The organism is Planomonospora parontospora (genome assembly GCA_014647935.1).
Taxonomy (GTDB): domain Bacteria; phylum Actinomycetota; class Actinomycetes; order Streptosporangiales; family Streptosporangiaceae; genus Planomonospora; species Planomonospora parontospora.
In genome coordinates this window covers 1-14,377 of the sequence record BMQD01000030.1, presented here as the reverse complement: position 1 = coordinate 14,377, position 14,377 = coordinate 1, and the positions used below count along the sequence as shown (strand labels likewise).

The 14,377-nt window shown below is 72.6% G+C and carries 11 protein-coding genes, 4 tRNA genes and 1 riboswitch; of the genes, 9 read left to right on the top strand and 6 right to left on the bottom strand.

The genetic code is table 11. The features are described from left to right. Positions 1 to 9: 9 nt before the first annotated feature. The 6 genes from IEZ07_RS30765 to IEZ07_RS30740 all read right to left on the bottom strand — a co-directional run bounded on the left by IEZ07_RS30765 (position 10) and on the right by IEZ07_RS30740 (position 8,293). The gene (locus IEZ07_RS30765; protein WP_230881880.1) at positions 10 to 1,032 is read right to left on the bottom strand and encodes a mechanosensitive ion channel family protein; all 1,023 of its coding nucleotides are present in this window, start codon (positions 1,030 to 1,032) and stop codon (positions 10 to 12) included. 66 nt (positions 1,033 to 1,098) lie between these two features. Next, positions 1,099 to 2,094 carry a ribonucleotide-diphosphate reductase subunit beta gene (locus IEZ07_RS30760; protein ID WP_191898004.1) on the bottom strand — a complete coding sequence of 332 codons (996 nt, stop codon included), beginning with the start codon at positions 2,092 to 2,094 and terminating at the stop codon, positions 1,099 to 1,101. 139 nt (positions 2,095 to 2,233) lie between these two features. Beyond that, the gene (locus IEZ07_RS30755; RefSeq protein ID WP_239320552.1) at positions 2,234 to 4,615 is read right to left on the bottom strand and encodes a ribonucleoside-diphosphate reductase subunit alpha; all 2,382 of its coding nucleotides are present in this window, start codon (positions 4,613 to 4,615) and stop codon (positions 2,234 to 2,236) included. 208 nt (positions 4,616 to 4,823) lie between these two features. Next, positions 4,824 to 5,020: riboswitch (cobalamin riboswitch) on the bottom strand. A 4-nt stretch (positions 5,021 to 5,024) separates the two neighbouring features. Beyond that, the gene (locus IEZ07_RS30750) at positions 5,025 to 5,972 is read right to left on the bottom strand and encodes a Bug family tripartite tricarboxylate transporter substrate binding protein (protein WP_191898003.1); all 948 of its coding nucleotides are present in this window, start codon (positions 5,970 to 5,972) and stop codon (positions 5,025 to 5,027) included. Between the two features lie 180 nt (positions 5,973 to 6,152). Beyond that, a complete protein-coding gene (gene glmS / locus IEZ07_RS30745; RefSeq protein ID WP_191898002.1) occupies positions 6,153 to 7,973 on the bottom strand; it encodes a glutamine--fructose-6-phosphate transaminase (isomerizing) in 1,821 nt (606 codons plus the stop codon). A gap of 44 nt (positions 7,974 to 8,017) precedes the next feature. After that, on the bottom strand, positions 8,018 to 8,293 hold the full coding sequence (locus IEZ07_RS30740) for a hypothetical protein (protein WP_191898001.1): 276 nt from the start codon (positions 8,291 to 8,293) through the stop codon (positions 8,018 to 8,020). 151 nt (positions 8,294 to 8,444) lie between these two features. Between IEZ07_RS30740 and IEZ07_RS30735 the strand changes: the two genes are divergently transcribed. From IEZ07_RS30735 to pcp, 9 genes are all read left to right on the top strand, one after another. Then, complete coding sequence (locus IEZ07_RS30735; RefSeq protein WP_191898000.1) at positions 8,445 to 10,643, top strand: N-acetylmuramoyl-L-alanine amidase; 2,199 nt, start codon at positions 8,445 to 8,447, stop codon at positions 10,641 to 10,643. A 96-nt stretch (positions 10,644 to 10,739) separates the two neighbouring features. Continuing rightward, positions 10,740 to 10,811: transfer RNA gene (locus tag IEZ07_RS30730), tRNA-Gly, on the top strand. A gap of 25 nt (positions 10,812 to 10,836) precedes the next feature. Beyond that, positions 10,837 to 10,907, top strand: a tRNA-Cys gene (locus tag IEZ07_RS30725). Between the two features lie 77 nt (positions 10,908 to 10,984). Then, positions 10,985 to 11,056: transfer RNA gene (locus IEZ07_RS30720), tRNA-Gly, on the top strand. 13 nt (positions 11,057 to 11,069) lie between these two features. Continuing rightward, a tRNA-Val gene (locus IEZ07_RS30715) sits at positions 11,070 to 11,144 on the top strand. Positions 11,145 to 11,340: 196 nt separating this feature from the next. Continuing rightward, a complete protein-coding gene (locus tag IEZ07_RS30710) occupies positions 11,341 to 12,216 on the top strand; it encodes a hypothetical protein (RefSeq protein WP_239320548.1) in 876 nt (291 codons plus the stop codon). 56 nt (positions 12,217 to 12,272) lie between these two features. Beyond that, positions 12,273 to 13,178: a hypothetical protein gene (locus IEZ07_RS30705; protein ID WP_239320545.1), complete on the top strand. Its 906-nt coding sequence runs from the start codon at positions 12,273 to 12,275 to the stop codon at positions 13,176 to 13,178. A 9-nt stretch (positions 13,179 to 13,187) separates the two neighbouring features. Beyond that, a complete protein-coding gene (locus IEZ07_RS30700; protein WP_191897999.1) occupies positions 13,188 to 13,565 on the top strand; it encodes a thiol-disulfide oxidoreductase DCC family protein in 378 nt (125 codons plus the stop codon). Then, positions 13,562 to 14,200 (top strand): pyroglutamyl-peptidase I, encoded by a 639-nt coding sequence (gene pcp / locus IEZ07_RS30695; RefSeq protein WP_191897998.1) that lies wholly within the window; start codon positions 13,562 to 13,564, stop codon positions 14,198 to 14,200. The genes IEZ07_RS30700 and pcp overlap by 4 nt, the downstream gene beginning before the upstream one ends. Positions 14,201 to 14,377: the final 177 nt, after the last annotated feature.

Sequence of the window (14,377 nt, the reverse complement as noted above, 5' to 3'; positions counted from 1 at the left end):
GAAAGGCCCTCAGGCGGAGGTCTCGACCCGGAAGCGGGGCAGCGACTCGGGATACTTCTCCCGGACGAACCTCACCAGGTGCTCGCGCATGTCGCACTTGAGGTCCCAGGCGCTGGCGGAGTCGGCGGCGCTCATCAGCGCGCGCAGCTCCACCAGGCCGTTGGGCAGGACGTCGGTGACCTGGAGCACCCAGTCCTTCTGGTCCCACAGGGGGTGCTCGCGCAGCGCGTGGTAGAGCTCGGTGCGCAGCTCGTCCACCGGGACCGACCAGTCGACCCGGAACATCACGTGGCCGATCACCCGGCTGCCGTGCCGGGTCCAGTTCTGGAACGGGTTGGTGGTGAAGTAGGAGACGGGCAGGACCAGCCGGCGCTCGTCCCACAGGCGCAGGACCACGTAGGTGAGGGTCAGCTCCTCGATCCGGCCCCACTCGTTCTCCACCACGACCACGTCGTCCAGCCGGATCGCGTCACTGAAGGCGAGCTGCAGTCCCGCGAGCAGGTTGCCGAGCGTCGACTGGGCCGCGATGCCCGCGACCACGCCCGCGATGCCGGCGGAGGCGAGCAGTCCGGCGCCCAGCGCGCGCATCTGCGGGAAGGTGAAGAGCATCGCGCCCAGCGCGACCACGACGACCACCGCCGAGGCGACCCTGCGGACCAGCGCGATCTGGGTGCGGATGCGCCGGGCCCGCAGGTTGCGCTCGCCCTCGACCTTGAGCAGCCGCTCCAGCACGACGTCGGTGACCGCGTAGGCGGCCTGGATGACCAGCCACGTGATGGAGGCGATCATGGCCAGGCTGAGCAGCCGCTGGATGTTCTGGTTGGCCTCGCCGTCGGCCATGGCGCCCGGCTCGTAGACCGTGTAGGCCGCGACCACGGCCGCCGTGGCGAACGCGGGCCAGGTGCAGCGCCGCACCAGCGGGCCGGCGAGGACCCACTTCTCCCCGATCAGTCGTGAGCGCAGCACCCGCCTCACCACCTCCACGGCCGCGACCGCGGCCAGTACGGCGACCAGCATGATGATCCAGTCCATCACGGACGGCGTCCCCCCTCGTCGACTTTTTACCGGCGAGAGGTTTCCCCTATGGCTGGCCCATAATCAGAAGTCCTCGTCGAATGTGACATTCCCCTCGACAGCCACCTGATACGCAGAAACCCGGCGTTCGAAGAAGTTCGCCAGCTCCTGCACGTCCTGCAGCTCCATGAAGGCGAACGGGTTGGCGGTGCCGTACCGGGCGGGCATGCCGAGCCGGGCCAGGCGCTGGTCGGCCACGTACTCCAGGTAGCCCCGCATCGCCTCGACGCCCATCCCGGGCAGGCCGTCGCCGCACAGGTCGGCGGCGAAGGCCAGCTCGGCCGCGACCGCCTCCTCCATCATCCGGACGACCTGCGCGGCGAGCTCGTCGTCGAAGAGACCGGGCTCCTCGGCGCGCACGGTGTCCACCACGCTGAAGGCGAACTCCATGTGCATGGACTCGTCGCGGAACACCCAGTTCGTCCCGGTGGCCAGGCCGCCGAGCAGGCCGCGGGAGCGGAACCAGTAGACGTAGGCGAAGGCGCCGTAGAAGAACAGGCCCTCGATGCAGGCGGCGAAGCAGATCAGGTTGAGCAGGAAGGCGCGGCGGTCCTGGCTCGTCTCCAGCCGGTCCAGCCCGCCGAGCGAGTCGATCCAGCGGAAGCAGAACTCGGCCTTGTCCCTGATCGACGGGATGTGCTCGACCGCGGCGAAGGCCTTGACCCGCTCGTCGTGGTCGGGCAGGTAGGTGTCGAGCAGCGTCAGGTAGAACTGGACGTGCACGGCCTCCTCGAACAGCTGGCGGCTGAGGTAGAGCCGGGCCTCGGGGGCGTTGACGTGCTGGTAGAGGTTGAGGACCAGGTTGTTGGCCACGATCGAGTCGCCGGTGGCGAAGAACGCCACGAGCCGGTTGATCAGGTGGCGCTCCTGGTCCGTCATCTTCGCCAGGTCGGCGAGGTCGGAGTTCAGGTCCACCTCCTCCACCGTCCAGGTGTTGCGGATGGCGGCCCGGTAGCGCTCGTAGAAGTCCGGGTAGCGCATGGGCCGCAGGGTCAGGTCCATGCCGGGGTCGAGCAGCATGCTGGATGTCTCCGTGTCGTCGTCGGTCGTGCGTGAGGTCGTGCGTGAGGTCGCGGATCGCGGGTCGGGCCGTGGAACGCGCCGGGCCGTGGAAAGGCGCGGTAGGGCGCGCCGTGCCGCGGCGGGGCGCCGGGCGGCCCTACTGGCAGGCGTCGCAGACCTCGGGGTTCTCCAGGGAGCACGCGACGGCCTCGGGGTCGGCGACCGCGGCGGGCGCGGGCGCGCCCGGGGCGGCGGCCACGGTGGTCTGGGCGATCCGCGTCGCGGGGCGTGAACGCAGGTAGTAGGTGGTCTTCAGGCCCGACTTCCAGGCGTAGGCGTACATCGAGGAGAGCTTGCCGATGGTCGGGGTGGCCATGAAGAGGTTCAGCGACTGCGCCTGGTCGACGTACGGCGTGCGCGCGGCGGCCAAGTCGATCAGCGCCTTCTGCGGCAGCTCCCAGGCGGTCCGGTACAGGACCTTGAGGTCGGCGGGGATCTCCGGGATGTCCTGGACCGAGCCGTCGGCCCGCTTGATCGCGTCCCGGATCCGCTCGTTCCACAGCCCGCGCGCCTGCAGGTCGCGGACCAGATAGCGGTTGACCTGGAGGAACTCGCCCGACAGGGTCTCGCGCTTGAAGACGTTGGAGACCTGCGGCTCGATGCACTCGTAGCAGCCGGCGATGGAGGCGATCGTGGCGGTCGGCGCGATCGCGATCAGCAGGGAGTTGCGCAGGCCGGTCTCCGCGATCCGCTCCCGCAGCGCGGCCCACTCGGGCGAGCGCGCGGCGGACCGGGAGGCCCCGTGACCGCCGCTGCGGCCGTTGCTGTGGCCGTCGCCGTAGTGGTCGGGGTGGAGCACCCCGTCCGCGGCCCGGGTTTCGCCGTAGGAGGGGTGCCGGCCCCGCTCGGCGGCCAGGTCGGCGGAGGTGCCGTAGGCGGCGAGCGCGATCTCCTCGGCGATCCGGGTGGACAGCTCCAGCGCCTCCGGCGAGTCGAACGGCAGGCGCAGCGCGAAGAACACGTCGGCCAGGCCCATCACGCCCAGCCCGATCGGCCGCCACCGGCGGTTGGCCGCCTCGGCCTCGGGCGTCGGGTAGAAGCCCAGGTCGATGGTGCGGTCCAGGAACCGCACGGCGGTGCGGACGGTGCGGCGCAGCCGCTCCCAGTCGACCCCGTCCCCGGCCAGGTGGGCGGCCAGGTTCACCGAGCCGAGGTTGCAGACGGCCGTCTCGGCGTCGCTGGTGACCTCGAGGATCTCGGTGCAGAGGTTGGACAGGTGGATGACGTTCTCGGGGCGGGCGGTCTGGTTGGAGGTGCGGTTGGCCGCGTCCTTGAAGGTCATCCAGCCGTTGCCGGTCTGGGCCAGGGTCCGCATCATCCGGCCGTAGAGGGTCCGGGCCGGGATCCGCCGCACGGCCAGCCCGGCCTCCTCGGCGGCCCGGTAGGCGGCGTCGAAGGCGGCGCCGTACAGGTCGGTGAGGTGCGGGACGTCCTTGGGGTCGAACAGCGACCACTCCTCGTCCGCCTCGACGCGGCGCATGAACTCGTCCGGCACCCAGTTGGCCAGGTTGAGGTTGTGGGTGCGGCGGGCGTCCTCACCGGTGTTGTCGCGCAGTTCCAGGAACTCCTCGACGTCGGCGTGCCAGGTCTCCAGGTAGACGCAGGCGGCGCCCTTGCGCCGGCCGCCCTGGTTGACCGCGGCGACGCTGGAGTCCAGCGTGCGCAGCCACGGCACGATGCCGTTGGAGTGGCCGTTGGTGCCCCGGATCAGCGAGCCCCGCGAGCGCACCCGCGTCCAGGCGATGCCGATCCCCCCGGCGTACTTCGATAGGCGTGCGACCTGCGCGTAGCGCTCGTAGATGGCCTCCAGCTCGTCGCGCGGAGAGTCGAGCAGGAAGCACGACGACAGCTGCGGGCGGCGGGCGCCGGAGTTGAACAGGGTCGGCGAGCTCGGCAGGTAGGACAGCGTGGTCATGAGGCCGTACAGCTCGCCGGCCTCGGCCACCGTCTCCGACAGGCCGCAGGCCACCCGGAGGAAGAAGTGCTGCGGGCGCTCCAGGACCTTGCGGGTCTCCGGGTGGCGCAGCAGGTAGCGGTCGTAGACCGTGCGCAGGCCGAAGTACTCGAACCGGGTCTCCTCGCGGACCAGCGCGTCCAGCTCCGCCGCGTTGGCCGCGACGAACTCCGCCAGCCGGTCGGCGACCAGCCCGGCCGCGTGGGTGGCGGCGACGGACTCCGAGAAGGTCCGGACGCCGTGCTCGGCGGTCTCGTCGGCGATCAGCCCGTCCAGCAGCCCGGCGGCGGTCCTGGAGTTCTCCGGGTCGGTGATCACCCGGGCGGCGGCCTCCTCGATGGCCAGCCGGCGGGTGTCCGGGCCGGCTCCCGCCCCCGGCACGGCGCCGGCCGCCGTACCGGTCACCGCGCCGCCCGCCGCGTCATCCGCCGTGCCGGTCACCGCGTCGCCCGCTGCGTCGATCGCCGCGTCGCCCGCCGCCTCGCCCGCCGTGCCGATCGCGGCCTCTGCCATGGTCTGTGTCACGTGCCACCCCTCGCGCGCTGGAATTCCCCGTGTGTACGGCTCTCGAGGAACGGGCGCGCGTCGGAGGGCGGATCCCGGCCGCAGGAAGGGCATGCGGGAACCGCCTCGTCCGCGGGCCCTCCCTCGAGGCCCTGGACCGCTTGCGTGGCCGGGGACGCCCGAGGGCGGTCCGGAGCGCCCTCGGGCGTCCCGGAGCCCGGTCCGGCTCCCCTTCCACGCGTCACCGGCAGGTCTTCGGACTCACGGGCGTTTTCGTGCGCTTCCTACTGGCCGTCGCTTCCCAGGTCTCCCCAGTGCCTCTGACGGCGGTCGTTCCCGTTCACCGCTGCGGGGCAGTCCCGGAATCGCACCGGGTTCCCTCTTTCCTCGCCCCGCCAGGGGCGAACCAGCAACGAGGAAGATCCTACATCTAGGGGCGGATCGCGCAACCGGCCCTACAATTTGTGTCGGACGAGCCCAGCAGCCCGAGTTCGTAGAGCACTCCCCGGGTGCGCTCGGTCTCGGTGGCGAGCCACTGCCGGAAGTCGTCGCCGCTGAGGTAAACGCGTTCCCAGCCCTGGCGCGCGCACAGTTCCCGCCAGCGCGGGGAGGCGTCGATCCGGTCGCAGAGCGCGACGGCGGCCTCGCGGTCCTCGGCGCTCATCTCCCCCGGGCCGAGCAGCCCGCGCCAGTCGGCGTACTCCAGCCGGACCTCCAGCTCCATGAGCGTCGGCGCCTCGATCCCGTCGATCCGTTCGCGGGAGGAGACCGCCAGCACGCGCAGGCGTCCCGAGGCGAGTCCGGCGGCCAGGGCGCGGGCCGGGGCCAGGATCGCGGCGGCCCATCCGCCGCCGAGCGCCTCGACGGCCTGGTCGGCCCCGGCGTACCCGGTGTACTCGAGGAGGCGGGCGTCCACGCCCAGGCACTTGCCGATCATGCCGTAGAGGACGTGGTCCGGGCCGCCGGCCGCCCGGCCGCCGACCACCAGCCCGGCGGGGTCCCGGCGGAGCCGGGCGGCGAAGTCCTCGAAGGAGCGCAGCCGCGAGTCGGCGGAGACCGCCAGCGCCGCCCACTCGCCGACCAGGCGGGCCAGCGGGGTGGCGGACTCGGCCAGCGGGGCGGCGCCGGACGTCTCCGCCCCGGCGACCATCGGCATCCCGGCCACCAGCAGCCCGCCCTCGCGGGTGAACGGCGCACCGGAGGTCCGCGACGCGGCGAGGGCCGCGAGGGCGGCGGCCCCGGCCCCGCCCGGGTGGTTCTCCACCTCGACCGTCCGGGCCAGTCCGTCGCCGGTCAGCGCCGACGCCAGCGCCCGGGCCACCCGGTCTGCCTCCCGCCCGCGGGCCGCGGGCGCGATGACCGACAACCTCTCCGGCACCGGAGGTCCGGCGCCGTCCGTCGTCCCGCATCCCGCCGCGGCGGCCGCGACCCCCGCGGTGATCCAGAAAAACCGCCTACGGTGCATAGGTGCCCCTTCCCCAGGGTGCCCTTGGCACTCTAGGTTACAGCACCATTACTTTCCGCCACAGAACGGGACGTAGCGGGCGCCGTGTTCCGGCTACTCCACCGTGACGCTCTTGGCCAGGTTCCGGGGCTTGTCCACGTCCCGCTCCAGGGCGACGGCCGCGTGGTAGGCGAAGAGCTGGAGCGGGATGCCCAGCAGGATCGGGTCCAGCTCGACCTCGTTCTTGGGCACGATCAGGCAGTCGTCGGCCAGCTTGGGGTCGGCGACGCGGTGGCCGACCATCAGCACCCGTCCGCCGCGCGCCCGGATCTCCCCCAGGGTGGTGAGGTTCTTGTCCAGCAGCTCGTCGTCGGGGACGATCGCCACGGTCGGCATCTCCGGGCCGATCAGCGCCAGCGGGCCGTGCTTGAGCTCGCTGGCCGGGTAGGCCTCGGCGTGCACGTAGGAGATCTCCTTGAGCTTCTGCGCGCCCTCGCGCGCCACCGGGTAGCCCCGGACGCGGCCGACGAACATGATGCTCGGCGAGTCGGCGTACTTCTCGGCCAGTTCCTTGACCTGCGGCTCCAGGGCGAGGATCTCCTTGATCTGATCGGGCAGCGCGCGCAGCCCCTCGCAGATCCGGCGGCCGTCGGCCGGCGACAGGTCGCGCACCCGACCCAGGTGCAGGGCCAGCAGCGCGAAGGCCACCGCGGTCGAGGTGAACGCCTTGGTGCTGGCGACGGAGACCTCGGGCCCGGCGTGCAGGTAGACGCCGCCGTCGCACTCGCGGGCGATGGCGCTGCCGACGGTGTTGACGATGCCGAGCACCCGGCCGCCCTTGCGCTTGAGCTCCTGGACGGCCGCGAGGGTGTCATAGGTCTCCCCCGACTGGCTGATCGCCACGTACAGGGTGTCGGCCTCCACGACCGGGTTGCGGTAGCGGAACTCGCTGGCCGGCTCGGCGTCGGCGGGGATGCGGGCCAGCTCCTCGATGAGCTGGGCGCCGATCTGGCCGGAGTAGTAGGCCGAACCGCAACCGATGATCTTCACGCGGCGGAAGGAGCGGGTCTCCCGCGCGTCCATGTTGAGGCCGCCCAGGTGGGCGACGTTGAAGCGCTCGTCGAGCCGTCCGCGCAGGGTGCGGGCGACGGTGTCGGGCTGCTCGGAGATCTCCTTGAGCAGGTAGTGCTCGTAGCCGCCGGTGTCGTAGTGCGCGGCCTCCCAGTCGACGGTCAGCGGCTCCTTGGCGGTCTCCCGCGCGTCGCTGGCGAAGGTGTTGAACCCGTCGGCCCGCAGCACCGCGAGCTCGCCGTCCTCCAGGTGCACCACCTGGCGGGTGTAGCGGACCAGCGCGGCCACGTCGGAGGCGGCGAACATCTCCTTCTCGCCGATGCCCAGCACGATCGGGCTGCCGTTGCGGGCCACGACCACCTCGCCGGGGCGCTCGGCGTCGAGCACGGCGATGCCGTAGGTGCCGACGACCCGCTTGAGCGCGAGGCGGACGGCCTCCTCCAGCGAGTCGGTCTCCTTGACGGTCCGGGCGATCAGGTGCGCCAGCACCTCGGTGTCGGTCTCGGACAGGAAGACCGCGCCGTCGGCCTCCAGCTTGGCCCGCAGCTCGTCGGCGTTCTCGATGATGCCGTTGTGCACGACCGCGACGCGCTCGTCGTTCGACAGGTGGGGGTGGGCGTTGACGTCGCTGGGCACGCCGTGGGTGGCCCAGCGGGTGTGGCCGATGCCGACCGTCCCCTTGAACCGCGCGGGCACGGCCGCCGCCAGGTCCGCCACGCGGCCCTTGACCTTGCGCATCTTCAGTCCCTTGTTGGAGACGACCACGCCGGCCGAGTCATAGCCCCGGTATTCCAGGCGCTGGAGGCCCTCCAGCAGGATCGGCGCCGCGTCCTTCGGGCCGACGTAGGCCACGATTCCACACATGATCATCACCCTCTCACTGAGATATTTGTACCCTTTGTGCGGTTTTATCCGTAAATGATCCGTCGCAACTGGCGCAGGGAGAGCTCGGGCGGCGAGACGCGGCGGGCTGCCAGCTCCGCGGCGATCCGCGGGAAGGCGACGTCGTTGACCAGCCCCTTCGCCTTGAGCTCGGCGTGGCGCCGCCGGACGTACTCCTCGGTCCCTTCCGAGAAGTACGCCAGCACGTCCGCCACCACCCGCGCCGCCTCTCCCGGCCCGAGCGCGCTCGTCCGGGTCAGATGAGTGATCAGCTCCTCGTGCGGATGCCATGCGGTGGACACAGACCAGGACGATATGCAGGGAGAACGCGATTCGCCAACTTTCCTGCCCGGAATCGGGCAGGAAATCAGCGATTCCATCCGATCGGCCACATGAACCACATACGGTAGTTCATCGTTACTCTGGGTAGTGGTGGGGGCGGGAGGAACCACTATGCGCCGCCTGCCGTGCATCACCGTATTCGCCGCTCTCGCCGTCTCCGCTGCCTTCGGCGCGCCCTCTGCCCACGCCGCCCCGGAACCGAACCTCCGGACGGGCCCGCAGCCGCCTCCGCTCCCCGGCCCGGAACTCGCCCCGGGGAACGCCCACGGAAACGACCTGAAGACCGCCCCGGGGAACGGCGAGGAGAGCGCCCTGGAAAACGGCTCGGGGAACGGCCCGGAGAGCCGGATGCGGGACCGTCCGCACCAGGGCAGGCAGGCCGCCTTCACCCGGGCCGCCCGGACGTACGGCGTGCCGGAGAGCCTGCTGCTCGCCGTCTCCTACCTGCAGTCCCGCTGGGACGCCCACGGCGGCAGACCGAGCGTCTCGGGCGGGTACGGCCCCATGCACCTGGTCGACGCGCGCACCGCCGCGTCTCCCGGCCGCCACCGCGACGACCACCACGGCGCGGCCGGGGCGGACCCGCGCGGCGACGAGACCCGGCCGCTCCGGGTGGCGCCCCCCCGCCCCGCCGCTCACGGCGACCGGGTCCCGCCGGACACCCTGCACCGGGCCGCGCGCCTGACCGGGATCTCCCCCGCCCGGCTGCGCCTGGACCCGGCCGCCAACATCATGGGCGGCGCCGCGCTCCTCGCCCACCACCAGCGGAGCGGCGGAGGACGGCCGGGCGCCGGTCCCGCCCACTGGTACGACGCGGTGGCCCGCTATCCCGCGACCCGTGACGCCCGGGCCGCGGCGGTCTTCGCCGACGAGGTCTACGCGACGCTCCGCACCGGGGCCGCCCGGGTGACCGACGACGGCGAGCGGATGGTCCTGCGCCCGGACCCGGCCCTGGCCCCGACGACCCCGGCGGCCCCGGCGGCCCCGGCGGGCCCCGCGGAGGCGGGCCGTACGGACCGGGACGCCCGCGCGCCCCGGCGGCTGGCACTGCGGCAGGAGACCCGGGGCAGGACCGGGCCCGACTGCCCCCGCGGGGTCTCCTGCGAGTGGATCCCCGCCGCCTACCGGAAGCTGGGCAGGGACCGCTACGGCAACCACGACCGCTACGAGGGCCGCAGGGAGATCGACTACATCGTCATCCACGACGGGGAGACGAGCTACGACGCCATGACCCGGCTCGCGGCCAACCCCGCCTACCTGAGCTGGCACTTCACCCTGCGCTCCAGCGACGGCCACATCGCCCAGCACCTGCGCGGCCAGGACGTCGGCTGGCACGCGGGCAACTGGTACGTCAACTCCCGCTCCATCGGCCTGGAGCACGAGGGCCACCTGGCCCGCGGCGGCGCCTGGTACACCGAGGCGATGTACCGCGCCTCGGCCCGGCTGGTCCGCCACCTCGCCCGGCGGTACGGCGTGCCGCTTGACCGGGCGCACATCCTCGGCCACGACAACGTGCCCGGCGCCACCCCGGCGACCGTGCGCGGCATGCACGAGGACCCGGGGCCCTACTGGGACTGGGAGCACTACTTCGAGCTGCTGGGCCGCCCGCTGGACCGGGCCGCCCGGGCTCCGCGGCCGGCCCTGGCCGTCCTGACCGCCCTCTCCGGTCGGCGGCCCGCGCGCTCGGTGACGATCCTGCCCCGCTACGCCGTCCACCGGCCCCACTTCACCGGGTGCGGCGGCGGGTCGCGCCCCTGCCCTCCCGCGGGCGCGTCCTCGGTCTGGCTGCGCACCGCCCCGGCGGCCGACGCCCCGCTGGTCAGGGACGTCGGCAAACATCCGACCGGGGGTTCCAGCCACAGCGTCTACGACCACGCCGCCCGCGCCTCGACCGGCCAGCGCTACGCTCTGGCCGAGCGCCGGGGCGACTGGACCGCGATCTGGTACCTCGGCCAGAAGGCCTGGTTCCACGACCCCGCCGGTGCCCGGACCTCCGTACGCGCCCGCGGTCCCGTGGTCACCCCCCGGCCGGGCCTGGCCTCGGTGAGGCTGTACGGCAGACCGTACCCCGAGGCCTCGGCCTACCCGCGCGGGGTGAAGCGGCAGCGACCCGTCCCGCTGCAGTACCGGCTCCCGGCCGGCCAGCGCTACAGCCTCGGCCTGACCCGGCGCGGCTCCCACCTGCACGCGGTCACCTTCGACCCGTCGAAGCACCGCCTCATCCGGGGCGCGACGCGCTACCACCAGATCCAGTTCGGGCACCGGGTCATGTTCGTCCGCGCCGAGGACGTCGTCCGGCTCCAGGGCTGAGAATCCCGGCTCCGGGGCGGCGGCCCGGTTGGACGCGCGCACTCCGGGAACGCGCTAGAGTTCTCCCGTGCCCCGGACGAATTCGCCGGGAAACACGCGGAAGTGGCTCAGTGGTAGAGCATCACCTTGCCAAGGTGAGGGTCGCGGGTTCGAATCCCGTCTTCCGCTCTGACAGATCCCCCGGGATCTGGCTGGTGGAGTGGCCGAGAGGCGAGGCAACGGCCTGCAAAGCCGTGTACACGGGTTCAAATCCCGTCTCCACCTCACCGCACGGACGCCGGAGCCCGCGGGATCCGGTAAAGTGTTGCGAGCACCGCGAGGGGAAACCCGCAGCGGGACGCGCGGAAGTGGCTCAGTGGTAGAGCATCACCTTGCCAAGGTGAGGGTCGCGGGTTCGAATCCCGTCTTCCGCTCTGGTTCACCCGAGGACGATTAGCTCAGCGGGAGAGCGCTTCCCTGACACGGAAGAGGTCACAGGTTCAATCCCTGTATCGTCCACCACCAGCGGTCCCCCGGCCCCAAGGCCGGGGGACCGCTTCGTTTCCACTCCTTCCGGTTCCCGCCGCGCCCTGACCGGCGGCCGGAATCACCCGCAGGGAGGACACCGCAGGCCTCGCGAAGAGGCACCATGGAAGCACGCCTGACCCGAAATCGGGTTGATAGGTATGCTTTTGGCTTCGGCGAAGGGGGCGGGCCCGTGCTGCGTGTGGTGGTCGATCCGGAGGTGCCCGCGGAGGTGGCCAACCTCATGCGCCGGAACGGACCGCTGCTGTCGCGGTTCCACCGCGGTTGGAACCCCGAGGCGCGGGACGGCTCGCGGATCCCCGGCCCGGTCCTGGGAGTCTTCGCGCTGACGCTGGTGCTGGCGTTCGTCACCCTCGTCGCCGCCGGGATGGGCGCCTTCCCCCTGATCGTCCTGGCCGGGATCGAGCTCCTCGTCATGGCGATCCTCTACCTCGCCAGGAAGCCCACCCCCGCCGACTCCCTGGAGCGCGTCCTGTACCGCCACGCGGTCCAGTTCCGCGGCCGCTTCCTGGTCCTGGAGGACTTCGACCCGCCCTCGCGCCACCTGCTCGGCCGGGTCCAGCAGGCGATCGACCGCATCCTGCGCTCCCGGGTCAACGCCATGGGCCTGCTGGACGGCGTCCGCAACTCGGTGATGCTCCCCGCGGAGGAGTGGGAGATCGCCCGCCTGCTGACCAAGCTGTCGGCCCTGCGGGCCAGGCACCACGGTATGGCCAGGAGCGGGAGGACCCCGGAGGTGGCCGCGGCGATGGCGCCGCTGGAGCGGGCGCTGGCCGCCAGCGAGGCCGCCGTCGTCGCCCGCGTCGAGGCGCTGGAGCGCTACGCCGACCACGTCGCCGAGGCCGAGCGGGCGCTGCTCTCCCACCACCAGATCGAGGCCCTGCGCGCCCAGCTCCCGGAGTACGAGCAGCTCGTCGCGGAGGCGGGTGCGGGCCGGCTGATGGCTCCGGAGATCGGCCATCTGGCGCAGGACGCCGACCAGCTGCGGCAGGCGCTGAACGCCAGCATCCGCTCCGCCCACGAGGCGTTCCGCTATCTCGACGGATAGCCGAAAATAAGATTTCTCGACTACGGTCCGACCGCGGGAAAGGGGAGAACGAGCCGGTGCAGCACGTGGCGGTCGACCCGGAGGTTCCTGCGGAGGTCGCCGATCTGTTCCGCAGGAACGGATCGCTGCTGTCGCGCATCCGCGCCGGATGGACTCCCGAGCCGCGGATCGACGCCCCCGGCCTGCCGGTCCGGGCGCTGCAGGTCGGCGGGGCGATCGTCTCGCTCCTGCTGCTCGCCGGCGCCCTCCGCGCCGACGACGGGCGGATCCTCGTGTTCGTCCCCGCGCTGCTCCTCTTCGTGGTCTTCACCGGCCACCTGGTCGCCCGCGAGGGGCCCCTGGAGAGCGAGGACACCGAGCAGGAGGTCTACCGCAACGCCCGCTGGTACGAGGACCGCTACCTGCTCCCGGAGGACTTCGACGCCCCCGCCGAGAAACTGCGCGAGCGGACCCGCAAGGCGGTCGAGTACGTCCTGCGCTCCCAGGTCAACGCCTCCGGACTGCTCGACGACGCGCGCAACTCCGTGATGCTCCCGGCCCAGGAGTGGGAGATCGCCCGGCTGCTGGCCAAGCTGTCGGCCCTGCGGGACGAGCACGGCCGGTTCGGCCACGACGCGAGGACCCCGGAGGTGGCCGCGGCGATGGCGCCGCTGGAGCGGGCGCTGGCCGCCAGCGAGGCCGCCGTCGTCGCCCGCGTCGAGGCGCTGGAGCGCTACGCCGGCCACGTCGCCGAGGCCGAGCGCGCCTTCCGCGCCCACCAGCAGGTCGAACTGCTCCGCTCGCGGCTGCCCAGATACGAGGAGCTCCTCGCCGAGACGGGCGCCGACGCGCTCGCCGTGCCGGAGATCGACCACCTGGCGCAGGACGCCGGCCGGCTGGAGCGGGCGCTGCGGGAGAGCGTCCGCTCCGCGCACGAGGCCTTCCGCTACCTGGACGGCCCTAGCACAGAAGGTGACAAGTAGGGTTTGTCTATGACAGAACGACCGGTGCTGGTCTACGACGGCGACTGCGGATTCTGCACGGCGAGCGTGCACTTCGCCGAGAGGTGGATCGGCGTGCGGGCCCGCGTGACGCCCTGGCAGTCCGCCGACCTGACCGCGCTCGGCACCACCCCGCAGCGGGCGGACCGCGAGGTGCTCTGGGTCGAGCGCGGCCGGGTGTACGGCGGGGCGCAGGCCGCCGCCCGGCTGCTGATCGCCGCGGGGGCGCCGTGGAGCGCGCTGGGGTTCGCGCTCCGGCTCCCGCCGCTGCGGTGGGCGGCCCACGGCCTCTACCGGCTGGTCGCCGCCAACCGGCACCGCCTGCCCGGCGGCACCCCGGCCTGCGCCCTGCCGGCGGCCCGGCGATGAGGGCGCTGCTGGCCGGGTTCGAGCCGTTCGACGGCGCGACCGTCAACCCGTCGTGGGAGGCGGTGCGGCTGGTGCCCGGCGCGCACGCCGTACTGCTGCCGTGCGTGTTCGGCGCGGCGACCGACCGCCTGCGGGCGGCGATGCTGGAGCACGGACCCGAGGTGGTGGTCTGCGTCGGGCAGGCGGCCGGGCGGGCCGACGTCACGGTCGAACGGGTCGCGATCAACCTCGACGACGCCCGCATCCCCGACAACGCGGGCGACCAGCCGGTGGACCGCCCGGTGGTCCCCGGCGGGCCGGCCGCCTACTTCGCCACGCTGCCGGTGAAGGCCTGCGTGGCGGCGGCGCGGAAGGCGGGCGTGCCGGCGAGCGTGTCGCACAGCGCCGGGACGTTCGTCTGCAACCACGTCTTCTACGGCCTCATGCACCTGATCGCCACCGAGTTCCCGCAGGTGCGCGGGGGCTTCGTGCACGTGCCGGTCGCCCCCGGACAGGTCCTCGACCAGGGCGGGCCGTCCATGCCGTCCATGCCGTCCATGCCGGTCACGATGGTCGCCGAGGCGCTGACCGCGATCGTGACGGCCGCCGGCCTGGTCCACGACGACCTGCGCCTGACCGGCGGCTCGCTGCACTGACGGTGAGGACGCGGGCGAACGCCTCCCGGCGGATCCGGTTCCCGCTCCGTCCGGCCGCGGTCTCTCCGACCGGACCCGCCGGCTCCGGCCGCGGCGCCCCGGGCCCGGGCCGGGCAGCGCCTCAGTGACTGTTGCGAAACGTCCACCAAGACAGTGATCTTTCGTTGAAGATCACTG